Annotated in this window: 25 protein-coding genes; 12 read left to right on the forward strand and 13 right to left on the reverse strand. The window is 50.8% G+C overall.

Features of this window, described 5'->3' with window-relative positions; translation table 11 throughout:
* The first annotated feature begins 15 nt into the window (after positions 1-15).
* The 3 genes from hisF (at position 16) to O4H49_RS10500 (ending at position 1,602) form a co-directional block, all read left to right on the forward strand.
* Entirely contained in the window at positions 16-795 is a 780-nt protein-coding gene (gene hisF / locus O4H49_RS10490; RefSeq protein ID WP_269423378.1) for an imidazole glycerol phosphate synthase subunit HisF, read from the forward strand.
* Positions 788-1,135, forward strand: coding sequence for a phosphoribosyl-ATP diphosphatase (locus tag O4H49_RS10495; protein WP_269423379.1), 348 nt, complete (start codon positions 788-790; stop codon positions 1,133-1,135). Before hisF ends, O4H49_RS10495 begins: the two co-directional genes overlap by 8 nt.
* A 113-nt stretch (positions 1,136-1,248) precedes the next feature.
* Entirely contained in the window at positions 1,249-1,602 is a 354-nt protein-coding gene (locus O4H49_RS10500) for a histidine triad nucleotide-binding protein (protein WP_269423380.1), read from the forward strand.
* A 42-nt stretch (positions 1,603-1,644) separates the two neighbouring features.
* On the opposite strand, the gene O4H49_RS10505 is transcribed toward O4H49_RS10500, so the two are convergent.
* The 4 genes from O4H49_RS10505 to O4H49_RS10520 all read right to left on the reverse strand — a co-directional run bounded on the left by O4H49_RS10505 (position 1,645) and on the right by O4H49_RS10520 (position 6,072).
* Entirely contained in the window at positions 1,645-3,213 is a 1,569-nt protein-coding gene (locus tag O4H49_RS10505; RefSeq protein WP_269423381.1) for a PAS domain-containing sensor histidine kinase, read from the reverse strand.
* A 222-nt stretch (positions 3,214-3,435) separates the two neighbouring features.
* On the reverse strand, positions 3,436-4,962 hold the full coding sequence (locus O4H49_RS10510) for a YifB family Mg chelatase-like AAA ATPase (protein ID WP_269423382.1): 1,527 nt from the start codon (positions 4,960-4,962) through the stop codon (positions 3,436-3,438).
* 153 nt (positions 4,963-5,115) lie between these two features.
* A complete protein-coding gene (locus O4H49_RS10515) occupies positions 5,116-5,607 on the reverse strand; it encodes a DUF523 domain-containing protein (RefSeq protein ID WP_269423383.1) in 492 nt (163 codons plus the stop codon).
* Positions 5,608-5,634: 27 nt separating this feature from the next.
* On the reverse strand, positions 5,635-6,072 hold the full coding sequence (locus O4H49_RS10520; protein WP_269423384.1) for a GNAT family N-acetyltransferase: 438 nt from the start codon (positions 6,070-6,072) through the stop codon (positions 5,635-5,637).
* A gap of 216 nt (positions 6,073-6,288) precedes the next feature.
* Here O4H49_RS10520 and O4H49_RS10525 point away from each other — a divergent pair, with 216 nt between their 5' ends.
* Together O4H49_RS10525 and O4H49_RS10530 are read left to right on the forward strand one after the other, a co-directional pair.
* Positions 6,289-6,702: a hypothetical protein gene (locus O4H49_RS10525; protein ID WP_269423386.1), complete on the forward strand. Its 414-nt coding sequence runs from the start codon at positions 6,289-6,291 to the stop codon at positions 6,700-6,702.
* Positions 6,699-7,247, forward strand: coding sequence for a hypothetical protein (locus O4H49_RS10530; RefSeq protein ID WP_269423387.1), 549 nt, complete (start codon positions 6,699-6,701; stop codon positions 7,245-7,247). Before O4H49_RS10525 ends, O4H49_RS10530 begins: the two co-directional genes overlap by 4 nt.
* Positions 7,248-7,303: 56 nt before the next feature.
* Here the strand turns inward: O4H49_RS10530 and O4H49_RS10535 are convergent, their stop codons facing one another.
* The 3 genes from O4H49_RS10535 to O4H49_RS10545 all read right to left on the reverse strand — a co-directional run bounded on the left by O4H49_RS10535 (position 7,304) and on the right by O4H49_RS10545 (position 10,758).
* A complete protein-coding gene (locus O4H49_RS10535; protein WP_269423388.1) occupies positions 7,304-7,729 on the reverse strand; it encodes a GFA family protein in 426 nt (141 codons plus the stop codon).
* A 240-nt stretch (positions 7,730-7,969) separates the two neighbouring features.
* Positions 7,970-9,550, reverse strand: coding sequence for a SulP family inorganic anion transporter (locus O4H49_RS10540; RefSeq protein WP_269423389.1), 1,581 nt, complete (start codon positions 9,548-9,550; stop codon positions 7,970-7,972).
* A 266-nt stretch (positions 9,551-9,816) separates the two neighbouring features.
* Positions 9,817-10,758, reverse strand: a complete 942-nt coding sequence (locus tag O4H49_RS10545) for a nitrilase-related carbon-nitrogen hydrolase (protein WP_269423390.1) — start codon at positions 10,756-10,758, stop codon at positions 9,817-9,819.
* Between the two features lie 176 nt (positions 10,759-10,934).
* Here O4H49_RS10545 and O4H49_RS10550 point away from each other — a divergent pair, with 176 nt between their 5' ends.
* Positions 10,935-11,141, forward strand: coding sequence for a glycosyltransferase (locus O4H49_RS10550; protein ID WP_269423391.1), 207 nt, complete (start codon positions 10,935-10,937; stop codon positions 11,139-11,141).
* Between the two features lie 35 nt (positions 11,142-11,176).
* Complete coding sequence (locus tag O4H49_RS10555; protein ID WP_269423392.1) at positions 11,177-12,175, forward strand: glycosyltransferase family 9 protein; 999 nt, start codon at positions 11,177-11,179, stop codon at positions 12,173-12,175.
* Positions 12,176-12,238: 63 nt separating this feature from the next.
* Here O4H49_RS10555 and gshB read toward each other — a convergent pair whose 3' ends face one another.
* The 5 genes from gshB to rsmI all read right to left on the reverse strand — a co-directional run bounded on the left by gshB (position 12,239) and on the right by rsmI (position 16,218).
* A complete protein-coding gene (gshB, locus tag O4H49_RS10560) occupies positions 12,239-13,183 on the reverse strand; it encodes a glutathione synthase (RefSeq protein WP_269423393.1) in 945 nt (314 codons plus the stop codon).
* A gap of 22 nt (positions 13,184-13,205) precedes the next feature.
* Entirely contained in the window at positions 13,206-14,069 is an 864-nt protein-coding gene (locus O4H49_RS10565; RefSeq protein ID WP_269423394.1) for a SirB1 family protein, read from the reverse strand.
* 91 nt (positions 14,070-14,160) lie between these two features.
* Positions 14,161-14,814, reverse strand: a complete 654-nt coding sequence (locus O4H49_RS10570; protein ID WP_269423395.1) for a BON domain-containing protein — start codon at positions 14,812-14,814, stop codon at positions 14,161-14,163.
* 50 nt (positions 14,815-14,864) lie between these two features.
* Entirely contained in the window at positions 14,865-15,239 is a 375-nt protein-coding gene (locus tag O4H49_RS10575; protein WP_269423396.1) for a YraN family protein, read from the reverse strand.
* Positions 15,240-15,249: 10 nt separating this feature from the next.
* On the reverse strand, positions 15,250-16,218 hold the full coding sequence (gene rsmI / locus O4H49_RS10580; RefSeq protein ID WP_269423397.1) for a 16S rRNA (cytidine(1402)-2'-O)-methyltransferase: 969 nt from the start codon (positions 16,216-16,218) through the stop codon (positions 15,250-15,252).
* On the opposite strand from rsmI, the gene O4H49_RS10585 reads away from it, so the two are divergent.
* From O4H49_RS10585 to O4H49_RS10605, 5 genes are all read left to right on the forward strand, one after another.
* Entirely contained in the window at positions 16,209-17,645 is a 1,437-nt protein-coding gene (locus O4H49_RS10585) for a penicillin-binding protein activator (RefSeq protein WP_269423398.1), read from the forward strand. The genes rsmI and O4H49_RS10585 overlap by 10 nt on opposite strands.
* 9 nt (positions 17,646-17,654) lie before the next feature.
* Entirely contained in the window at positions 17,655-18,038 is a 384-nt protein-coding gene (locus tag O4H49_RS10590; protein WP_269423399.1) for an ArsR/SmtB family transcription factor, read from the forward strand.
* Between the two features lie 156 nt (positions 18,039-18,194).
* On the forward strand, positions 18,195-18,767 hold the full coding sequence (locus O4H49_RS10595) for a LemA family protein (protein ID WP_269423400.1): 573 nt from the start codon (positions 18,195-18,197) through the stop codon (positions 18,765-18,767).
* Positions 18,764-20,788: a DUF2207 domain-containing protein gene (locus tag O4H49_RS10600; RefSeq protein WP_269423401.1), complete on the forward strand. Its 2,025-nt coding sequence runs from the start codon at positions 18,764-18,766 to the stop codon at positions 20,786-20,788. Before O4H49_RS10595 ends, O4H49_RS10600 begins: the two co-directional genes overlap by 4 nt.
* Positions 20,789-20,858: 70 nt before the next feature.
* Complete coding sequence (locus tag O4H49_RS10605; RefSeq protein WP_269423402.1) at positions 20,859-23,312, forward strand: heavy metal translocating P-type ATPase; 2,454 nt, start codon at positions 20,859-20,861, stop codon at positions 23,310-23,312.
* A gap of 5 nt (positions 23,313-23,317) precedes the next feature.
* Here the strand turns inward: O4H49_RS10605 and O4H49_RS10610 are convergent, their stop codons facing one another.
* Positions 23,318-24,256 (reverse strand): glycerophosphodiester phosphodiesterase family protein, encoded by a 939-nt coding sequence (locus O4H49_RS10610; protein WP_269423403.1) that lies wholly within the window; start codon positions 24,254-24,256, stop codon positions 23,318-23,320.
* Positions 24,257-24,287: the final 31 nt, after the last annotated feature.

Raw genomic sequence — 24,287 nt, forward strand, 5'->3', positions numbered from 1 at the left:
TTTCTGGAGAATAACATGCTGAAAGCACGGATTATTCCCTGTCTTGATGTCAAGGATGGGCGCGTCGTCAAGGGGGTCAATTTTGTTGGCCTGCGCGATGCGGGAGATCCTGTTGAACAGGCGCGTCTCTATGACAAGGCCGGAGCGGACGAGCTTTGTTTTCTGGATATCACCGCCAGCCATGAAAAACGCGATATTATGCTGGATGTGGTCTCCCAGACGGCCGAGGAGTGTTTCATGCCCCTGACCGTTGGGGGCGGAATCAGAACGCTTGAGGATATCCGGGCCCTGTTGCTGGCGGGGGCTGACAAGGTTTCGATTAACACAACAGCCGTGACAAATCCTGAATTTGTGCGTCAAGCCAGCGAAAAATTTGGCAGCCAATGCATTGTTGTGGCGATTGATGCCAAGGAAGTTGCCCCGGGAAAGTATGAAATCTTTACCCATGGTGGACGCAAGGAAACCGGGCTGGATGCGGTTGAATGGGCCCGGAAAATGGAAAGCCTGGGTGCGGGAGAGCTGTTGCTGACCTCGATGGATCGCGATGGCACCAAGCAGGGCTACAATCTGTCTCTAACCCGGGCCATTGCCGATGCGGTGAGGATACCTGTCATTGCATCAGGCGGTGTTGGCAATCTTGATCATCTGGTTGATGGCGTTCGCGAAGGTCATGCGACAGCGGTTCTGGCTGCGTCAATTTTTCATTTTGGAACGCACAGCATTGCCGAGGCCAAAGAACACATGGCCAAGGCCGGGGTTGCCGTGCGCCTGACGACGGAGGCTCCCCATGTCTGAAGAGCTTGATGAAGATATCTCTGCAGCACTTCTGGATGAACTTTACAAGGTTGTTCTCAGCCGCAAGGGGGATGATCCCGCGCAGTCCCATACAGCCAATCTTTTTGCCAAGGGGATTCACAAGATCTCGCAGAAGGTGGGGGAAGAGGCCGTCGAGGTGGTGATTGAGGCTGTTTCCGGCCCGCGCGAAGGAGTCATTTCTGAATCCGCAGATCTGTTGTATCACCTAATGGTTCTCTGGGCTGAACGAGGCATAAAACCAGCAGAAGTCTGGACGGCGCTTGAAGGGCGCAAGGGGATCTCGGGAATCGCCGAGAAAGCCTCACGGAAAGTGAAATGATTCTGGTTCTTGACCAGAAAGGTATTGATCTGGTTAAGTTATTTTTCTGAGTAGTTCCTGCCCCGTTTCAGACACTGACAGGCAGATATCCTTACATTAGGGGAAAGCAGACAATGGCATATGATTCGAACAATATTTTTGCAAAGATCCTGCGCGGCGAAATTCCCTGCACCAAGGTTTTTGAAAACGATCATGTTCTTGCTTTCAACGATATTGCCCCAAAAGCACCGGTACATGTTCTGATCATTCCCAAGGGAGCCTATGTTTCTTTTGCGGATTTTTCTGCCAATGCCACGGATGAGGAAATTGTTGCTCTTAACCGGGCAGTCGGTGAAATCGCACGGGAAAAGGGGATTGACGCAACCGGGTACCGCCTGCTTGCCAATCATGCAGAACACGGCAGACAGGATGTGCCGCATTATCATGTACACCTGCTTGGAGGTGCTGATCTGGGGCCTTGTTTTTAATATCTGACGATCCCCGGTCTGCCGAAGAAATCATTCAGGATGTCATCTTAGATATTTCTGCAGCTTTCGATCATTTGGATTGACGGCAAGGTTTTCCGGAAATCGCAGCACCACGTTGGTACCTTGTCCCGGATTGCTTTTCAGTTGCAATGCGCCTCCACTGATTTCGACCAAAGATTTGGACAACGGTAAGCCCAAGCCAATACCGCCGTATTTCCGACCAAGGGAATCATCTATCTGGGCGAAGGGACGGAACGCCTGTTCGATTTCGGCTTTGTTCATGCCAATGCCATTGTCTTCTATCCGGATGGTGTAGCCGTTTTTTTCAGAATAATTCACTGCAACCCGGACATTGCCACTGTATTCCGTAAACTTGAAGGCGTTTGAAATCAGGTTTGCCAGAATTTGCTTCAGGCTATTGGGATCGATTCTGATTGGCGGGCAGTCAGGCTGAATTTGGGTACTCAAGGTGACTTTGTGGTTGGTGTTTTTGCTTTGAACAAGCCGAAGAGTGTGTTCGATGGTTGAAATCAAATCTACATTTTCGGGTGTTTGATAATATTCTCCTGCTTCGATCATCGTCAGATCAAGAATGTCATTGATAACTCTCAGGAGGTGATTGCCACTGGCGTGGATATCATTGACATATTCCTGATAGCGGGCATGGCCGAGGGCGCCGTAAATTTTTTGGGTCATCGCTTCGGAAAAGCCGATGATGGCATTGAGGGGGGTGCGTAACTCGTGGCTCATGGTTGCCAGAAAAGCTGTTTTTGCCCTGCTGGCTCTTTCTGCATGATTTTTTGCTTTCCGCAGGGCCCGTTCTACTTTTTTTACCTCGGTCAGGTTGACGTCAATACAGTACATTTCCTGTTCATTCTGGCCATTGGTCAAGAGAACATGGTTGGAATAGACCGGCACAAGTTTGCCGTCCTTGCGTTTCAGATTGATTTCGCCAGAAGGAATAGGAGGACCGCCCTTGAGCCAGTGGTTGTGGGCTTTTATTACACTTCGGCGCAGGGTGTCGGGGATTATCAAATCCTCGAGTTTCTGACCAAGGGCTTCATCGGTGGTGTAACCGTACAGGTTGCTACTGGCATTGTTCCAGTAGATCACCTTGCGATTTTGATCATATCCCTGAACAGCTAGGTTCTGCACCTGATCAAAGATGGAACGAAAGCGTCTTTCAGGTACCAGTTCGCTGCCTTCGTGTATGGGAGCACAGGCCAGTGCCTCGATATAGCCTTCAATCGCTATTGTTTTCCCTCTTGAATCACGAAGGGTAATACAGCTCTCGTTGATCCACTGCACTGAACCGTCAATTTTGTATATCTGGCAGGGTTTTGACCTGGCCTCTCCTTCTTGTTCAAGCTGTCGCAAGAAATTTTTCCGAGTTTCGGGATCCACAAAAATACTGTGTCCCTGTTTTATCACTCGTTCATAAAAAATGTCAGAATCATCTGTCCCGAAAATGCGCATCAGGGCTGGATTGGCGGCCTGAAAAATCCCCTCTGCATCGGCTGAGTACATACCCAGAGGGCTGTGATGAACCAGCCGTTCACAGTTGGCCAAAATTGTCTGGTGTTTAAGGTTACCGTCGCTTGAGACGCTCATACCGGGTCCTGTTTACTATTGGGACAGCCGTTTGATTGACCTAGTATACACACATTCTGGTTGTATTATTAATTAAAAACATAAATTAAACATTACTGTTATGGTTGTTAGTTATTGTAATCATTTGTTATATAGATAAATGCCTGAAACCATAGATCGTATTGTGATGTTTCAGTTGATGTCTTCCTGACGTAACCGGGCAGAGCAGGAATGAGGGCTATCTTACAAAGCCTTGTTTCGGCGATATCTTAAGGCTTCGGCAATGTGGGGCGTGGCAATTTTTTCGCTGTTCGCGAGATCAGCGATCGTCCGCGATACTTTCAAGACCCGGTGGTATGCCCGGGCTGAAAGCCGGAATTTTTCTGCGGCGTTCTGCAGCAGACTGGTTTCCTCAGGACCAAGTACCGTGACTTCTTCGAGAATTTTCCCCTCTGCTTCGGCGTTACAATAGGGGCGTAGGTCTTTAGGGAAATGAGCATAGCGTTTGATCTGGAGATTCCTGGCAGCCTGGACTCTGGCGGCGATTTCCCGGCTGCCTTCACTTGGAGGTGGCAGCGACAGGTCCTGCGCTTTCACAGCAGGAACATCATAATAGAGATCTATCCGGTCATAGAGTGGGGCCGAGATACGGGCCTGATATTGCTGGCTACAGCGCTGACCTCTGGCACAGATCTGGGTGATCGGGTCTACCTCGCCGCAACGGCAGGGGTTCATGGCTGCAACCATCTGTATCCGGGCGGGATAGGTGATGTGGGCTTCGGCTCGGGCGATGGATATATGGCCGCTTTCCAGGGGTTGTCGAAGTGTTTCCAGAACGGATCTATGAAATTCGGGCAGCTCATCAAGAAAAAGAACTCCCCGATGGGCCAGCGAGATTTCTCCCGGCCTTGCTTTTTGTCCTCCACCAACAATTGCCGGAGCAGAAGCTGAGTGATGTGGATCGCGGAAGGGGCGCTGATTTTTAAGGGTACCGTTCTTCAGCAATCCGGCGATGGAGTGAATCATACTGACTTCAAGAATCTCTTCGGGAGTCATTTCCGGCAGTATCGAGGGGAGCCGGGAGGCCAGCATGGATTTTCCGGCTCCGGGCGGGCCGTTGAACAGCAGGTTATGTCCGCCAGCCGCGGCGATCTCCAGTACTCTTTTGGCTGTTTCCTGCCCCTTGACGTCTTTCAGATCCGGCAGATGCGGACGGTCCGTGTTGAGCGATGGCATGTCGGCTTTTGGCGGGCTGAGAATTTGTCTGCCATTGATGTGATTGATCAGCGCCAGGAGGCTCGCGGGTGCCAGAATATCAAGCTTGTCGATCCAGGCAGCTTCCCTGCCCTGGGCTTGCGGGCAAATCAGGCCGCGCTCCTGTTCCAGGGCATGAAGTGCGGCCGGTAATACGCCACTGACAGCACGGATGCTGGCATCCAGTGCCAGTTCGCCAAGGATTGTATAGCCTTGTAATTCCGCTTCCGGAATGATTTCCATGGCGCAGAGAATGCCCAGAGCAATCGGCAGATCAAAATGACTGCCCTCTTTCTGCAGGTCGGCAGGAGCGAGGTTGACCGTTATTCTTTTGGGAGGAAGGGCCAGGCCAATGGCCGTCAGGGCTGCGCGTACTCTTTCCCGGCTTTCTGCCACGGCTTTATCCGGCAGACCAACAAGTGTGAAGGTGGGTAATCCGCTGGAAAACTGGACCTGAACATCAATTGCCCGTACCTCAATGCCTTGAAAAGATACCGTCTTGAGCTGCACTGTCATGTGATTTTATGCCATTTAATATTATACCTGGGGAACAAAAAAGGAACATAACTGTAACATCAAGTGTTGTAAGGCAGAAGGTTTTTCAACCGTTGTGAACCGAGATTTTCCTGAGGGGCGAGTTGTCGAACAGGTTGGTTTGGCGGTTGCGGTTTAATTTATCGTCTCGAAATAATGACAGGCTTCTTCGATCTGATCTTCGCTGAACACAGTTATCCCATGGGTGCGAAGCAGGTCGGTAACCTTGCCTGCCCCCCTGATTTTGTTACCTTTGAACTGTCCATCATAGATAAAACTGCTGCCGCAGGAAGGGCTGTTTTCCTTGAGAATGGCCATTGTAATTTTTTTGTTCTGACAAAGCTTCAGCGCGATTTCCGCGCCTCTGTCAAAAGTATCTGTCAGGTTCTCGCCCTGGTCTGAGAGAACCTGGCCCCGATATATTTCTGCGGGCGGGCGGGGAACAGGCAACCCGGCGGCCATCTCGGGACAGAGCGTAACGATCAAACCTGCAGCCTGTAAATCAAGCAACCGCTTGTGGCCCCTGCTTGCGTAACGTCCATCATAGCGTACTGCCTGACCCAACAAGCAGGCACTGACGAGTATCTGATGCTTTTGTTTTATTTCCTGTTCTGAATTTTGAGGCAATCGTCTTCTCCCGAATATGCTGCCCTGCTATAGGAATTTTGACATCAGAACCCGGGGGTGTGCTTCAAAACCAAGCTTTTGGTAGAGATCCTGCGCTTTATCATTTTTTGTTTCCACCTCAAGAAAAACCCGGGCTGCCCCAAGCTTGCGGGATTCCTGTTCGGCAAAAGCGATTGCCTTGCGTCCTATACCCTGACCTCTATAGGCTGGAAGAACGTAGATTTCATCAATGCAAAATTCACGACCTCCGGCTTCCAGGGCAAACCCCAGACAGACGCAAAGATAACCTATCGTGGCCTGGTTGCTTTCAATAACCCAGAGGCGTACCAATGGGTCCCCGCCCAGTACGGCATCAATAGCGGCTGTGATTCTTGGCTGACCGTAGTGATTGTTATCTTCCCGATAGTAGGCAGATGCCAGGCTAATTACGTTTTTCCGGTCTGATTCTTTTATTAAACGAAACATTAAGCCGGGACTCTCCAGTGATGCCATGATTGTTGGATTTTTGATATCAAATTTTCTACCGCATTTGAAGGCCTGCTCAGTAAATTGGCTCGAGTTTTCTATTTTGGGATAAAGGGTATGGTTGTACAAAGTACATAAAATAAAGTTGTGTATGGAATATATTCTTCTACTATTCAGTTATAGGTTTATCGTTAAAGCTTTTAAGGCAGTAGTGTTGTGAAGAAGATTTTATGTTTGGTGACGTGTTCTGTGCTCATGCTAATGCATTTTTATGTGGCGCAGGCTGATCAGGTAAAATTCCCAGTTGATTGGGCAAAACAAATTGATGGTACATATCGTGGGCATCTACTCAGTAGTGGTCAGAAAAGCGAAGTGTCGACGACTTTCAAACATACTTATGGAGGCGGCATCACTGGTTTATATGAATTTAACGATAACGGTCATAAAGAAGAAGGAACATTCACAGATTGCAAACCTGGTGAAGCTGGGGAGTTATTTTGTGATTGGAAAGACAAGTATGGAGTGGGTGTTCTGGAGGTAAATTTTGCTCTGTCACTTGATGAATTTAATGGTGCCTGGGGAGAGAAAAAAGTTGATCCTGAAGCATACTGGAATGGTAAAAAACAATGATGCTAAGAAAACGGGCTTTACTCGGTGCTACTTTTTTATTGATTTCCGCATGCCAGACTATGACGCCAGTACCTTCTGGTATGTATCATGATCAGCAAAAATATCTAACCTACCGTGATGACAAGGCAATGGTTGGAGCTATTGATGTCGCTGGCGGCTATACTTATGGCTGGGCTTGGGGGCATAGCAATATTGACTCGGCGATCAAACAAGCAACAGAAGGATGTGAGAAAAATCGAAATACCTATGAGATCAGAGCTGCATGCAAGGTACATTTCATCGGTAATCAAAATGTAAGATCGCTCTCTGATGCTGACTTGAAAAACGCTATTTCGAACTACAAAGTAACTGGCAAAGCCATTCCTTCTGACCAGTCCAGTGAAAAAAATGTGATAGAGAAAGCTCTTACTGACAAGGAATTGTGTAAGCTTATTCTTTCTGAAACTGGTGAAAGATGGGATCCCTTACCTGCTCTATCCCATAAAATAGAGATAGCAATGACGCGGGGTCTCACACCAGCTTCATGTACTAATATTTTAGGTTGATTATTATTGTACCCGAGGTATTTGTAAAATCTAAAAAGGTGCCCCGTTGTCAAATATCAGGTTTCCGTACTCTCCTGTGGCAAGCCGTCTGACAGATCGTAATAATCGCCTTTGAACTGACAGAAGATATGCTTTTCGGCCCTGAGGTTTGTTGGCTCGTCCAGACTTCCGGCCGAAACGGCAATATGGTCTTTCCAGGTTTCATGCCGATCTGCTTGCCAGAAAAGCGCAGAACCACAGGCTTTACAAAATCCGCGCCGGGCAAAATCTGATGAAACATACCAGCTTAATAGATCTGCCCCGCGGGTTATCCTGAATTTATCGATCGGACATTCTGCCGAGGCCCAATAATGCCCGGACCAGCGACGGCACTGCTTGCAATGGCAGGCACCTACCGCCTTCAGCGGTGCCTTGACCTCATATCGCAAGTTGCCGCAAAGACAACCACCGGTATGTCTGTTTGTATCATCCTGAGTATCCATGCCATTATCTCTTTCATGTTTCAGAACAAAGAATGAACATCTCAGATGCGGGAGAATCTGTCAAACAGGTTGCTCAATCGGCAATTTACCGACTTGATTCTTAATCTGATCTCTATCCGGTTCAGGACTGTTTCATTTTTTTAAACAGCACAGCAGGAAAATAAAGGCAAAAAACTAAACCCTGCTTCTTTTGGCAGGGTTTAGTTTATGTTGTTTCAAGATGGACGTGAAATCTGCTGGTCAGCTTTTGACGCCGTCTTTGAGAGGAATCTCCACGTCTTCGTGATACATCCGGTCATAGTCGACCAGAACGCCGTAATGCGGATCGCCTTCCCTGTCTTCCTCGACCATGCTGACAGATTTTTCCAGCAGGTGACGACAGTCGGGGCTGAGGTGGCGCAGATGCAGGGTTTTACCGTATTTGGTATAGCGATCTGCGAGGGCATCAATTGCTTCAAGTCCAGAGTGATCCCAGACCCGCGCATTGCGAAAATCTACCACGACATCATCGGCATCGTTCTGTGGGTCAAACAAATCACGGAAGGAGCTGATGGAGCCAAAAAACAGGGGACCGGTAATTTCATAAACTGTGGTTTTGCCGTCTTCACTGGTGCCAACCCGGGCGTACATGTGTTTGGCCGAATTCCAGGCAAAAACCAGAGAGGAAACCAGCACGCCAACGATCACGGCAATGGCCAGATCTGTTGCTACTGTGACACCGGAAACCAGTATCAGGACAAAGGCATCTGATTTGGGAATCCGGTGCAGTATCCGGAAGCTGGACCATTCAAAAGTGCCGATGACGACCATGAACATAACACCAACCAGGGCCGCCAGCGGAATCAGCTCGATCAGTTCGGAAGCAAAGAGAATAAAGATCAGGAGGAAAACCGCCCCGGTTACGCCGGAAAGCCGGGCCTTGCCGCCTGATTTGATGTTGATCATGCTCTGGCCGATCATGGCACAGCCGCCCATGCCTCCGAAGAATCCTGTCACGAGATTGGCAAGTCCCTGTCCCATGCATTCCTGGGATGTCCGGCCTTTGGTTTCGGTCAGTTCATCAATCAGGGTCAGGGTCAGAAGCGATTCAATCAATCCAATAGCTGCGAGAATGAGGGAATAAGGCAGGATGATATAAAGTGTTTCCAGATTGAACGGGACCAGAGGAATGTGGAATTCCGGCAAGCCACCGGCAATGGAAGCCATATCACCAACCGTTGGTATCTCTAGTTGAAAGCCGATAACCAGGGCGGATACGACGACAATGGCAACCAGCGGGGCCGGGATAAGAGTGGTGACGCGTGGAAGAAGGAAGCTGATCGCCATGGTAACGGCAACAAGGCCAAGCATGATGTAGAGCGTGGAGCCGCTGAGCCAGTTACTGGAAGGATCGGTCGGGATTTCCTTGAACTGGGACAGCTGAGCCAGAAAGATCACAATCGCCAGGCCGTTGACAAAACCGAGCATGACCGGATGTGGTACAAGACGGATAAATTTCCCGAGCCGGAAGACACCAGCCAGAATCTGGAAGATCCCCATCAGCACTACTGCAGCAAAAAGATATTCAACGCCGTGTGTAACCACAAGAGACACCATAACCACGGCCAAAGCCCCGGTAGCCCCTGAAATCATCCCTGGCCGGCCACCAACAAGAGCTGTGATGAGGCCGACAATAAAAGCTGCGTAGAGTCCAACAAGAGGCTCAACCTGAGCGACAAAGGCAAAGGCGACGGCTTCGGGAACAAGGGCGAGTGCAACAGTCAGGCCTGAGAGAACCTCGGCTTTTATGTTGCGGGGGTCACAAAAATTATAGGCTTTCATCTAGTGTCCGATCAGATCCATCCGGAGATCGCCATAAAGTGGTCAAGGCGGTCAAATTAAAGGGCAGCCGTATTCCCAATCTCTCTTTAACTGGTAAGGAAATGGAGGCTGCCGCTTCTCTGTCTGGCGCGCTTGTAGCAAATTAATCAGCTGGAGAAAATAACTAATCGTGCTGGTCGGATATATCCGGAAAACAGAGGAATTCTGCCTCATTTTTCCAAGATGAAACGGTTCCAGAAATGTCGGTTTTTCTGGAAGGTGGGAAGTCAGAGTTCTTCTATTGCGACATGGTCCGCTGACCAGTTGCCAGGCCAGACTTCTGCAGAACCTTTTCTGAGCTTGCGGATTTCTTTCAGCGGCAGATCGTGGGCGATGATCAAGGGGCCCAGCCCGACAGTTGTGTCGTCAGGTTCAATCTCTGTGGCAATGCCGGTGTGTCCCAGGCTTTCCTCGCAGGGAAGATAAACCGCTGCGGCTGAAGTGTAATTTTTACGCTTCCCGCCGAGAAAAGGAGTTTCTCCAATCGGTCCCACTACGGCAACCGCACTCAATAACTCCACGGCGCGTGCTTTGGCACAACCGAATACCCGATGATAACCAGCAAGTTTTGAAGTCATGGATGGCACAAGAATAAGGTCGACATTCTGATCGGCAAGCAGCAACGACAAGGCTGGCATTTCGATATCAAGACAGGTGAGGATCGTCATGCGCAGTCCTCTCCAGGAGAAGACTTTCAGTTCCTGTCCGGGGGTCAGGCACCAGGCGTCCTGATTGCTTTCGTTGGGGGTCAGGCTGAGCTTGTCCTGGGTAATCAGGCGGCCATCAGGTAAAAACAGGTGGGCCCGGTTATAGTGGCCGACATTGTCGTTAACCGGGTGTTCGCCAATTTCGTCTTCACCCTGGACTGTTACCGGGAAGGTTCCGGCGAGCAGGGCCATGTCATAGGTATTCGCCAGATCCTTGAGACGTTCGATTGCCTCTCTGGCTTGCATGGCCATCCAGGGGATCTCCTCATCAGGCTGCAAACCGGCCGGGGCAAAAGACATCCACTGTTCAGACACGTATTCAGGCATGATCAAAAAATCAGCCCCGGCATTTTTTGCTTTTTCCATCTGAAGGTTCACATGTCCGGCCCAATCTGCAAGTGATTTGATCGGTGACTCCAGATTAACGGCCCATAAAGCCAGATTTAGCGAAGATACGTTCACAATACTCAACTCCTGTCCTATTGCTAAAATATGGCACAGGCGGTGGCAGGTGAAGAACAATTTCTTTTCTATCGTGTTACTTTGGTTTGGCAGAGAGAGAGAAAAGCTCTAAAAAGGCGCTTGGATATACCCCCGAACACCCGTTCAGTTTTATTTATTCAGGTACCGGAATAATCATGGCGACCGATAAAAAGATCAGTCTGATCATAACGACCTATAACTGGCCGCAAGCGCTTGACCTTGTGCTTCGTTCGCTTGAAAAACAGCAGGACGAAAACTTTGAGGTGATTATTGCTGATGATGGCTCTAAGGCGGACACGGCCTGGAAAAGTAGAGCTTTATCTTTCTGTGCAGGGGATATCCGGACGTGTGTCTTGATTTGAAATATTGTAAATATTGGTAAGGATCATAAGAGCTTATGGCCAATTTTGGTAATACGCTGGTTGTAACAGGGGGGGGGTTGGGGGATACGCTGTTTCATCTTCCTTTTATCCGCTCGATACAGCAACAAGCTAAAGGCAAGTCTGTGGTTCTTGCTTGCAAAAAAGGGCGGGAAATCAGTGAGCTCTTTTCCGAGGTCGATATGGTGCGGTCAGTCTTGCCGATTGCCAAAGACCAGGATGTTTCAGGACAGCCTGATCTGTTGCGTCTCATAGGCCTGATCCGTGCTGAACAAATCGAAACGGTGTTTGTTTTTCATAAATCCAAAGGGATTTCCTTTGCCACGTGGGTGGCGGGGGTCAGAAATCGCTATGGCTATTATTTTAAAGGCGGGATCAACCGTTTCTTTTTGAACAAGGGCATCTGTGTTGCCAAAGATGTGCCCCTGCCTGCCTTTATGAGTCATGCGGCGCTGGTGATGGATGCAGCTGACATTGGCTATGATTGTAGTGATGTCAATTTTCGTCAGCCTGAACATGTCGTGGAGCAAGCATTCAAGCAGCTAGAACTTGATTCTTCAGCTCCGATGGTTGCTTTGGGGATAAATTCCAGCGCTGAATACAAGCAATGGGGTGGCGAGGGCTACTCAGCCATTGCTGAACGGTTATTGACGGCTTTTCCTGGGAAGGTGCTCCTTTTTGGCGCAGGGGATGTGAAAGCTGTTGCCGAAAAAATCCTGTCAGAGACTGCCAGTCCGGAACGTTTTGTCGATTTGACAACCCGCAAGGTTGCTCTCAATCACAGCCATGCTTTACTACAGCAGTGTGATTTTTATGTGGGGAATGATAGCTTTGGGCTCAATCTTGCAGCCATGTCGAGCCTGCCAGCAGTCGGGATATTTATCAAAAGCTATCACTTTGCCTATTCAGACTGGATCAGACCTGTGATTTCGAGCAGCGATAATATCCATGATATTTCTGTCGAGATGGTCTGGGGGGAAGTGGAAAAGCTGCTCAAAGCAGAAAAGAGCCGATAAAGCAGCAGGCCTTCCGTCAGTAGTCAGGAGGCAGTCCTGTAACTGCCTCCTGATCGGTCGTTTTTAACGAACCAGCTTTTCTTCGATGGCATCCCAGACATCGGCCTCGAGGGTAACACCGTTGAATCGGTTGATTTCCTGAATGCCGGTGGGTGAGGTGACGTTTATTTCGGTCATGTAATCGCCGATAACATCAATCCCAACAAAAATCAGACCACGTTCTTTAAGTGTTGGTCCAATGGCAGCACAGATTTCGTGATCTCGCTCGGTCAGGCCAATGGGGTCAGGACGACCGCCGACATGCATGTTGGAGCGGGCTTCCCCATCCGCAGGGACGCGGTTGATTGCCCCGGCAGGCTTGCCATCAATCAGAATGATCCGTTTGTCGCCCTTGCGCACATCGGGCAGATAGAGCTGGGCAATGATCGGTTCGCGGTAGTGTTTGTCGAACAGCTCATAGACCGAGTTGAGGTTTTCATCTCCGGGTTTGATATGGAACACGCCGGCCCCGCCATTGCCGTACAGTGGTTTGACAATGATGTCTTTGTGCTCTTCGCGGAAGGCCTTGATTTCCTGGAGATCATTGGTGATCAGCGTGGGCGGCATCAGATCAGGAAATTCTGCTATGAACAGCTTTTCCGGGCAGTTGCGCACCCAGGTGGGATCATTGACCACCAGGGTTTCCGGGTGAACATGATCAAGAAGATGGGTGGCGGTGATATAGGACATGTCAAAAGGGGGGTCCTGTCGCATCAGGATCACATCAATGTCGGCCAGATCCATTAAGCGTGCTTCACCCAGGGTCGCATGATTTCCCTGTTCCCGACGAAAGGTAACGGGACGACAGCGGGCATAGACCTTTGTCCCCTTCATTGACAGATCTCGGGCGAGATAGTGATACAGCGTATAGCCGCGTTTCTGTGCTTCCAGCCCGAGGATAAAGGAGCTGTCACCGTCGATATTAATGGTGGATACAGGATCCATCTGAATGGCAACGGAAAGGGTCATGGTCTGTCGGGTCCGTATCTGGTCAGTTTAGTTGTGTTTTAAGCTTTTGCAATAGCCGGGCTGCTTCGGGATGACCACGGGGATCTTCCTCAATCATTAGATAGTGCTCAAGTGAGTGAATTGCAGCCACCATATTGTTTAAATAGGCCTGCATCATCCCTGCTTCGCGCCAGATAGAGGCTTCTTTCGGCGCGATAAGCAGCATCTGGTCAAGAACGGCGAGAGCTTTTTCCGGATCTTCGGCTTCGATCAGACGGATTTTTACATTGTTCTGCAAGCGCAAAAGAATACTTCTGTTACTGACCTTGCGGCAATATTCTGTTTTGAGTTCACTGCCCTCGCCCAGATATTCCTTCAGAGTGTCCCTGAGCCAGAAGCTGTTGCGAATTGTTCCCTTGTCAAAGGGGTCAATAATTTCGCGGTCTTTGCCATGGTTAAAGCGCAACAGGAAATGCCCCGGAAAGTTGAGACCATCGATATTCCAGCCCAGGGAGCGGGCAATATGGATATAGAGGATGCCCAGAACAATCGGAAGACCTTTGCGCCGATCTATAACATTCAGAAAATTGGCATTTTCCAGATTGTTGTAGTTGTCCTTGTCCCCGCTATAGCCATGCAGATCGTATAAGACTGTCCCGATAGCCTGCAAACAGTCTGTCAGGCGAGGTGGGCCATCACGGGTCGGGAGCTGTTCGATCAGGCGACGGGTATCAGCAACGAGACATTCAAGGTGGTCGCGATAACGATCCAGGGAGATTTCTTCCTGATCGCCAACCGCCAGAAGCAGGGCGGATTCAGCCAGATCAATATCAGCGTCCTCAGCCTTGCCGATAGCCTGAAGATAGCTTTCGAGATCATCCCGATACAAAGGGCGTCGATCCATCATAGATTTACTGGTCCAGCCTTGCTGCTGAGGAGGCAAGAGAGGAATAACCCTTTTCGGCTATTCCTCCCCGGTTATTTCTCCAGGGTTTGCGTTATTCTGATCGCGAGGGGTCATCTTTGAGGACGACATAACTGACAACCCGTTTCACATAGTCAATGTCCTTGGCATGTGCAATGGCCCGGTTAAGTTCGACCTGATCCTGGGCGATGCCCATAAGATAGATGTTCTGGTTGACTGTTTCGACGTTGTAGTTGATCGAAGTTATCTGTTTGTCGAACAGAAGCTTTGATTTTAGCTGAGTCGCAATCCAGACGTCCTGGGTGTAGTCAGTGAAGCCGGCATCATTATTGACTTCGATCTCGTTGACGACTTCACGCACGCCATTGGCTTTCCAAGCTTCACGGACAGCAATAACCCGGTGATCCGGTTCCTGGACATTGCCTGTCAGCAAGACCTTCCCTTCGGTTACAGCGACATTGACATGGCGAAAGATATTCAGGTTTTCCTGAAAGAGATTGTCATTGATCGCGATCTTGATCTGGGCGTCACTGACGGTTTTTGTGAAAGGGCGTTCTTCCAGTGCTGTTGTTGTTGCAACAGCACCAGCACCAACCGCAGCCCCCAGAGGTGTACAGGCGTTCAGGGTTGATAACCCCAGTAAAACAAAAGCGATGGGGGTTATGATTTTTCTGTTCAAGCCAACACGTTGATCTGTGGCGGGTTGACTGGTCCCCTTAACGGTCATTGTAATCTCACTCCTGAAGGACAATTCTTAACGTTTTAAGCAAGACAGGCTCAATGGATCTGCCATGCATCGGTGATATGTTGGGGCCAAACTGTGGCGCCAATAAGGATAGCGTCAAATCTGGCATCAAAAGCTGCAAAGGTCTGGTTTTGTGCCAAAAAATAGCTGGCAGTCCGAAAAATCCGGGCTTGTTGGCGGGCTGTGATCGCAGCTGCGGCCTCTGAGTTACTTGGCCGTTTCTTGACCTCGACAAAGCAGACAGTATTTCGTTTTACAGCGATAAGATCGATTTCTCCAAGAGCTGTTTTATAGTTCTTCTCAACTATTTTATAGCCTTTAAGGCAGAGATACCACGCAGCGATCCTTTCGGCTCTGATACCGCTGTTTCTGGCTGCTTTTTTTGCCTTCTTCGAAGAGGTATCCATGGATCTCAGGTCAATCGTCAGTCTTTGTGGCGAGACCTAATGCCCGTTGATAGACTTTTTTCTTGGGAAGGCCTGTTGCTGTTGCAACAATTTCAGCCGCATCGCGCAGGGAATTCTGTCCGAGGGCATCCCTGATCTGTTCGTCAAGGCTGGCGTCTGTAATCATGGCTGCTGCTTTTCCGGGGGGACCGACAACGACAACAATCTCGCCCTTGGGGCCGCCGGCTTCGGTGTAATGTGCTGCGAGATCCTGCAGGGAACCCCGGCGGACTTCCTCGAATTTTTTGGTCAATTCTCTGGCCACAGCGGCAGGGCGGTTGCCGAGGACTGCCGCCATGTCTATCAGGCTCTTGGCCAAGCGGTTGGCTGATTCGAAAAAAATCAGCGTCGAGGGAATGGTTTCAAGCTCTTTCAGGCTTTTGCAGCGTGCACCTGTCTTGCTTGGCAAAAAGCCGTTGAAGAAGAATCTGTCCGAGGGCAATCCTGACAGCAGCAAAGCTGTCAAGGGTGCTGAAGCCCCCGGAATAGAGATCAGGCCGATTCCTTCGTCAATGGCGGAGGCGGCAAGTTTATAGCCCGGATCGGAAATCAGCGGTGTTCCGGCATCGGAGACCAGAGCCACAACGTTGCCATTTTTTACCTTTTCAATAAGTTTTGGCCGAACCTTTTCTGCATTGTGTTCGTGATAGGCAATCAAAGGTGCGGTAAAACCAAAGGCCTGTGCCAGTTTTTTGGTTACCCGGGTGTCTTCACAGGCAATCAGGTCTGCGGCGGCCAGAATTTTTTTTGCGCGATCGGACATATCGCCTAGGTTGCCGATGGGGGTTGCAACAAGGTAAAGTGCTGCATCCAGTATTTCGGCTGGTTTTTCGGCTTCAGGTGCAGATATCCTGTTGGCTTGATCCTCCGGGAGTGCTTTATTAGCCCGAGATGCATGACTGGCGGGACGATTTCGAGAGGATGAGGGTTTTGAACTCAACGTTGGCAACTTTCCTGGTTGGATTTTTTGCGCGGTTTGGCCGCAAGGCAGTATCCCTGCCCTTGATTCTGGCAACTCTACTGACAGTTTCCGCCTGTCAAACAACCATGAAAACAGGGCCTGACGCAACGGTTGAAGAAGCGCCTGTTACAGAATCGACCACTTCTGCTGAAACAGAGCAATCCGAACAGGATGCTTTTGAAGCACTTGAAGCAGAAGGCGAGACAGAACAGGAACCTTTTGCCGATTTACAGAACCAGCCGCTGATCATCGGTGACTATAAAACCAAGGTCGGAGTTCTACTGCCTCTCAGCGGTCGGCATCAAGAGGTCGGGCAGGCGCTGATGAATGCTGCGCAGCTGGCCCTGTTTGATCTGGCGGGTGAAAAGTTTGAACTCGTCGTCCGCGATACAGCCGGTACACCGGATGGCGCGCGTCGGGCCATGGAAGGCGTATTGCAGGAAAACGTCGATCTTGTGATCGGGCCGCTGTTTGCAACGTCGGTTTCGGCGATTACGCCTCTGGCCCGGGCGGCAGGTGTCAGTGTTCTGTCCTTTTCCAATGATCAGGCCGTTGCCGGTAATGGTGTCTATGTCCTGGGTTTGACGCCGGAAGAACAGATTCGCCGGGTTATTGATTATGCCGCTTCGCAAGGCGTGCGCCGGGTGGCGGTCTTTGCGCCGGATGATGACTATGGCCGACGGGTTGTCAGCGCTTTGCAGATTCAGTCTTACGGATCTGGTGTCGAGCTGGCAAAGCTGAATTTTTTCAACCCCAATGACCCGGATCTCAATGATGAGGTCAAGGCTATCGCAAGCTATGACCAGCGTCACCAGGCCCTGATTTCCCATCGTGCCCAGCTTCGGGCCAAGGGGGACGCGGCTTCACTCAAAGCCCTGCGACGCCTGAACGGGCGGGATACACTAAATCCGCCAGGGTATGATGCGATTATTGTTCCGACAGGCGGCAAACAGTTACTTACGATTGCCCCCTTGATGAACTATTACGATATTGACCCTACCCAGGTTAAATATATCGGCACAGCCCTGTGGAACAATCCCAAGCTGGGACGGGAACCTGCGCTGGTAGGCAGCTGGTACGCTTCTCCATCTCCGGACCACTGGGATGGCTTCAGTAGCCGCTATCACACTCTTTACGGTAAAGAGCCTCCCCGTCTCGTTACATTGGCCTATGATTCGGTGGCGCTTGCTGCTGTTGTGGCAAGGCAGGCGGAAAGCCAGTCCATCAAGACTAACTATTCACAGCAGGTCCTGACCAATCCACAGGGATTTTCCGGGCTGGACGGTGTGTTCCGGCTGCATCCGGATGGTCGCAGCGAACGCGGTCTTGCCGTATTGACTCTGAAAAGAGACCTGATCGAAGTGGTTGATCCGGCACCAGCCAGCTTTGCGCCTCTGGTCAACTAGGTCAGGCTGATGAGTACAGAAGGCAGGCATGAGGATCGCTCATCAGGGGAAGGCGAAGCCACCCGTGAACCAGATTGTTGTGATGGTTTGCCCTATCTTGATCGTTCAGGGCTGGAAAGCCTGAGTAACATTTTTCATACTCTCGGGGATGAAGGTCGTCTCAGGCTTTGCCTTTGTTGTTTTGCCCAGGCCTGTTCCGTTTCAGAGCTTTCACTGGCAACAGGACAGTCCCAGTCCCTCACCAGCCACAATCTGAGACAGTTACGGGATGCCAGAATACTGGTCGCCCGTAAAGATGGCCGACGCGTTCTCTATGAACTGGCCGATCAGCACATCAGGCATGTTATTGCCGATATGGCCCATCATGTCCTGGAAGAGCATCCTCCTCAGTGAGGTGTGACATCTATACCGGATTGCTTTTCCTGCTAATTTTCAATCTGGTTTCAGCTTAGCTGTCAGAGCCCATCTGCGGAATTTCCAGTTTGCGAATGGCAGAGATTCCTCTGCTGTGTATAGTGAGACAGGTTTATCTTCTCTCAAGGGATGAAAATGTTGTCACTGAGTACACTCGCATTGATGTCTGCCGGGGTATTGCTTGTCCTGTTCCTCTGGGCGATCGCCATCTACAACAAGCTGGTTCGGTACCGCCAACAGGCGGCAGAGGGCTGGAGCGGTATTGATGTCCAGCTCAAACGCCGGGCTAACCTTATTCCCAATCTGGTTGAAACGGTCAAAGGTTATGCGAGCCATGAAAAATCAACCCTTGAGGCGGTAACAGAATCCCGGGCGCGTTGCGCAGATGCTGTGCGGGGTCCTGTCCCGGAACGGGGAGCGGCAGAAGGGCTCTTGTCACAAGCACTGGTTGGACTCTTTGCTGTGGTGGAAGACTATCCTGATCTCAAAGCTGACGAGAGTTTTCTCGGGCTGCAAAAATCCCTTTCGGAAATAGAGGACAATATCCAGATGGCACGCCGCTATTATAATGGCACGGTCAGAATTCTGAATATTGCGGTAGAATCTTTCCCGGATGTGTTGGTTGCACGGCAGTTCCATTTTGAAAGGGCTGATTATTTTCAGATTGAAGATTCACAAGACAGGTTGGTTCCGGGGGTATCGTTATGAATAAGAATCTGATCAGACTATCCGGGGTTTCTGGATTACTTACAGCTTTTTCCACGGCACTTTTCACAGTGTTTTGCACGGTTCTTTTCTTGGCCTTGAACAGTGGGGAAGCATCGGCTTCAGCCGGGGAAAAGATCCAGGATTTTACCGCGAATATCGTGATTCAGCGGGACGGCAGTCTTCTGGTGACAGAGACCATTAAGGTTTATGCCGAGGGGGATCAGATCAAACGCGGTATCTATAGGGAGTTCCCAACAAAATACACAGTAAAGGGATCGAAGTATCACATTGGTTTCGAGCTGTTGTCTGTACGGCGAGATGGCCGGAGGGAATCTTATTTTACCGAGGACCAGCGCAACGGGATAAGGGTTTATATCGGGGATAGAAACTATTTTCTCCCCGAAGGTGAGTACAGCTATGAGATTCAATACCGGACAACCCGGCAGCTGACCTATCTGGATGGGTTTGATGAGTTATACTGGAATGTGACCGGGAATGGCTGGGAACTGCCGATCGAAAAGGTAACAGCCAATGTGTTCCTGCCTGAAGGGGCAGATATCCTCAATCATACAGGTTATACAGGATATTCTGGCGATAGCGGCAGCGCGTATCACAGCTTTGTCTCCAGGGGACTTGTGACTTTCCAGACCACGGAACGGCTCTACAGGAATCAGGGATTAACGGTTGCCGTTTCCTGGCCCAAGGGCTTTGTCGAGGCCCCCAGCCCAGAAGAGCTGGCTAAATATTTTTACAAGGAGAATACGGGTCTTCTGTTCGGGGGACTGGGGCTGGTGATCACCCTTGGTTATTTTCTCCTGACATGGATTGCTTTTGGTCGAGATCCCAAAGGGGGTGTCGTCATCCCGCTTTTCTCGGCGCCAAAGGATCTGTCCCCTGCAGCCGTCGGTTTTCTGGCGCATGGCGGCTTCCGCAGCGGGTTTGATCGCAAAAAAGCCTTTTCGGTTGCCCTGATCAGTCTGGCTGCGAAAGGCTATCTCAGCCTCTCGAAAGAACTGGATGGCTATCTCATCAAACGCCTGCTTGTAAAAGGCAAAGATGGTCCGGATCGTTATCTTTCTCCCGGGGAAGAAAAGATTCTCAACGGACTGATCCCCAGAGTAGGTGACCAGCACCTGATCGAACAGGTCTATCGCTCCTCTTTTTCTAAAGTCTATGACGCCTTTACCGATATTCTGAGCAAAGGATATGAAAAAGGGTTCTTCTCGCGAAATTTCGGCACCTGGCTGTTTGGTGCTATTCTGGGCGGCCTGTCCATTGCTATTGCGGTTGTGTTTGAAGACATGGATAACAGCCTTCCCCTGTTGTTCATGTTGTTCTTCATGACAATGTTTCTCGGGATTTTTCTTTCCGGGATAAAGCACTGGCTGGGCCGCGAGATGTTGCAAGGCGGCGTCCCCAAGGACCAGGCGGAGATACTTTCGCTGGCCGTGTTTTTAATCATTCCCGTTGCCGCCTGCTTTGTTGCCGCCCAGATCACGGATTCCCTGCTTTCTGACAAGCTCTATATTCTGATTGTGGTGATTTATGCTGTGGTGCTGCTGTTTCATTATCTTATGGAGGCTCCGACGGTTCGGGGGCGAAAGATGATGGATGAGATCGAGGGGTATAAACATTATCTTACGGTGGCTGAAAAGGATCGCCTTGCCCTGATCGGAGAGGAGCCGGAGCTGACCAAAGGAGAGTTCGAACGTCATCTGCCTTTTGCCATGGCACTGGGGGTGGAAAAACAGTGGTGCGAGCGTCTGGAATCGGTTGTCTGGGAAGGTAGCGAAGATCAAGGTCAAGCTTATCAGCCTGGCTGGTATGAGGATCATTCGTCAGATTTTCGTTATAACAGTGGAATAGGCGGACTTGTTTCTGGGATTGAAAGCGGTCTCAGTCACACGGTTTCTTCGGCTTCAACACCTCCGAGCAGCAGTTCTTCTTCTTCCGGAGGTTTCTCAAGTGGTGGCGGATCCTCAGGCGGTGGCGGTGGCGGCGGTGGTGGCGGTGGCTGGTAAAAATCCGGGCTTGACGAACACAATATATGAAAATATATTCATATGAATAATTATTCATATTAGGTGCCTCATGCAACAAAGCCTGTCCTTGTCCGATTATATGCCCGAAGCTGCAAACTGTGGTGATTGCCGGGAAAAAATAAGCAAAGGAATGTCCGCAATCCCTGGTGTTTCGGGCATTGAGGTGACGCGCAACAGTGTCAGCTGGCAAGGCAGTGACAGACCAAAAGCAGCTGTTCTAAAGTTGTTGGAGGAGATGAAAGACCGGCATCACCACCGGATCTGGTCGGTGCAGGGGATGGATTGTCCCAGCTGTGCCAAAGGCATTGAAAAGGCAATCGAACGTCAGTCAGGTGTCCATTCGGGGCGCATTACCTTTGCCAGAGAAAGACTCTCGGTTGATTTTGATCCGGCTGAAATTTCTCAGGAACAGATCAAAGACGTTGTTACCGGACTTGGCTACAGCCTTGGCGAGATATCGGCAAGGGGAGATCAGCCGTCTGCCGCTGTTTCCAACAGTTGCTGTGCCTCTTCAGTGGCGGCGACAGGTTGTTCCGGAGCAAAGCAAAGTGGAGCCGATCAACACAGTCACGGTCAGGCAGATGAAGCGACAGACAAAACCGGTTCAATCATACCTGGACTTTTAAGCGATCCCGCCTGGCGCAAGGTTGTCTCTACCGGGCTGGTTTTACTGATTGCAGCTGTCATGGCTGAACTGTTGCCCGTGTACTTTGAGGGACAGGAGCGACTTTTCTATAGTGTGGCAGCCCTGTTCGGCTTGTTGCCGATCCTGAAAAATACCTTCCGCTCGGTTCGCTTTGGCCAGTACTTCGGAATTCAGACCCTGATGTCTGTTGCCGCAATCGGGGCGCTGGTTATTGGTGAGGCTCTGGAAGCCTCAATGGTGCTGTTTCTGTTCCTGATTGGTGAGGCCTTGGAAAAACAGGCCGCAAGCAAGGCCCGGGAAGGTATCTCTTTGTTGCTCAACCTGCAGCCCCGCAAGGCTCGTCTGGTGCACCAGGGTAAAGGGGGTGTTACCGAAGGTCACAGTCACGAAGTCTCGGCTGAAAGTCTGTTGGTTGGGGATGTCATCGAGGTTCGGCCCGGCGAAAGGTTACCGGCGGATGGTGAAATTCTGGGTGAATTGGCGATTCTGGATGAATCTGCCCTGACCGGAGAGTCGATGCCGCGTAACCGGGAGAGCGGAGAAACGGCCTTTGCTGGCGCGCTGGTGCTGGAACGGCTGGCTCGTTTCCGCGTTACTTCTGAAGCGGGGGATAACACGCTTGACCGTATTGTGCGGATGATCGAGGAATCCGAGGCACACAAGGCTCCGGTGGCACGGTTTATTGATCGTTTTTCCAATGTCTATACGCCTGCGATGATGTTGATTTCATTGCTGGTTGCGGTCGTCCCACCCCTGTTGTTTGGTGGAGACTGGATCAGTTGGATCTATAAGTCTCTGACATTGCTGATTATATCTTGTCCCTGTGCATTGGTCATTTCGGTCCCTGCAGCTGTGACCTCTTCGCTGGCTGCAGCAGCGCGAAGCGGGTTGCTGATCAAGGGCGGAGCCGCACTGGAAGCTTTGTCCCGGGCGAAAACCATTGCTTTTGACAAAACAGGGACACTGACTGAAGGGCGTCCCCAGATTACCGATCTGGTTGTTACGCGGGGTGATGAAACAGAGCTTCTGGCGCTGGTTGCTTCGGTTGAACGAGGATCAAGCCATCCTCTGGCCAAGGCGCTGGTCAGTTATGTGGAAGGCCGGAAGATTACCATTCCAACGGTAGAAGATGCACAGACAATTGCTGGAAAAGCGGCCACGGGACGGGTCGGTCAAAGAAATGTTGTCGTGGGATCCCCCAAATATTCTGCCTCTGTTCTGGCTGCCTCGCCCGAGGTGGTGCATCAACTGGCTGAACTGGAAGAAGCTGGCAAGACTGTGGTTGTGGTTACTGTGGATGAACAGCTTTGTGGCCTGATTGCTCTGCGGGATGAACCGCGCGCCGCGGCGTTGCCGGTAATCGGGGAACTTTCGGCTCTTGGCTTGAAAACCGTGATGTTGACCGGTGATAACGCGAGGACGGCGAAGGCGCTTGGCCTGGAGCTGGGTTTAACCGTTCGGGCAGAGCTGTTGCCACAGGATAAACTGACTGAGATTCAGCAGCTATCTCTGGATGGTTCTGTTGTGATGGTCGGTGATGGTATCAACGATGCCCCGGCACTGAAGATTGCCGAGGTTGGTATCGCTATGGGAGGGGGAACGGATGTGGCCCTGGAGGCCGCGGATATTGCCTTGATGGAAAACCGGCTTGAAGCGCTTCCGGCTCTGTTGCGCCGGGCCAGGGCGACCATGGCAAACATTCACCAGAATGTAGCTCTGGCGCTGGGCCTCAAGGGGCTGTTCCTGGTGACGACCCTGCTGGGTATGACAGGCTTGTGGATGGCCGTGGTCGCAGATACTGGTGCAACCGTTCTGGTAACCCTCAATGCCCTGCGGCTGCTGAACCACAGGGCATAAGCGGATCAGGCCCAGCTTTTTATTGAAAGTATTTTCTGTACCGTCTGGTAATGATCGGTGTTGAGCAGGGGGAAACCTTGCTGTACTGCCGTTTTATAGAGCCTCGGATCGAGCTGGTCCGGGGCAAGACGGCGATCACCACGCCCCAGATCAAGCAATGCCGGGATATTGTGTTCCGCAAGGGCAAGTGATGCCCGGATATCTGGCAGATAAAGCCCGGCAAAGCCGATCAGCTGGTCCGGTTTTGCCCCGCTGTCGAGCACGGATTCCAGATCGGGAAGATCAAGTTCAGGAACAAAGGGGACAAAATAGACCAGATCTGGCGCAAGTTTGAGGAACTTCAAAAGGTTCTTTCGTCCGTAGGCACTGACTATCACCCGTGCTTCAGCCTTGTGTTCCCGGATCTTGGCGATCACTTTTTTGGGAGACGCCTCTTTGATATCCAGCCAGAGCAAGGCGCCACGGGATGACCAGACGAGGAAATTGTCAAGAGACGGTACACGGCATTTGGTCTGGACCCCTTTGGCATCAAGAAGGTGAAGCCTGTGGATGACTTCGGCAGGGGTTTCCCGTACCGGGCCTGTTCCGGTCGTGCCGTTGTTGAGGGTTTTATCATGAATACAGAACAGTTCGCCGTCCGAGGAAGTTCTGATATCAATTTCGATGAGTGCGGGGCCGTTTCTCAGGACTTCATCTGCGCTTTCAAGGGCACATTCCGGCCAGATTCCAGCCGGGGAGTAGCCCGCGCGATGGGCAATGATCAGGGGCTGCTTCAGGGCAGAAAGCCGGGTATAGCGCGATAGTTCCTTGGGTGAGGAAAACCGGCGGGCAAAGGTCGGAGACAGAACCGAGGCTTCAACCAGATTGAGGATATGGGGCTTGTCCTCAGCGGGAGAGGAAAAAAGCGTGGTAAGAGAGGTCTTTAAAGAAGAGTTGCGGGACATGGTGCTGATCTCTCGTGTGATCGGTCGCTGA

The organism is Kiloniella laminariae, assembly GCF_027214005.1.
Classification (GTDB): domain Bacteria; phylum Pseudomonadota; class Alphaproteobacteria; order Kiloniellales; family Kiloniellaceae; genus Kiloniella; species Kiloniella laminariae_A.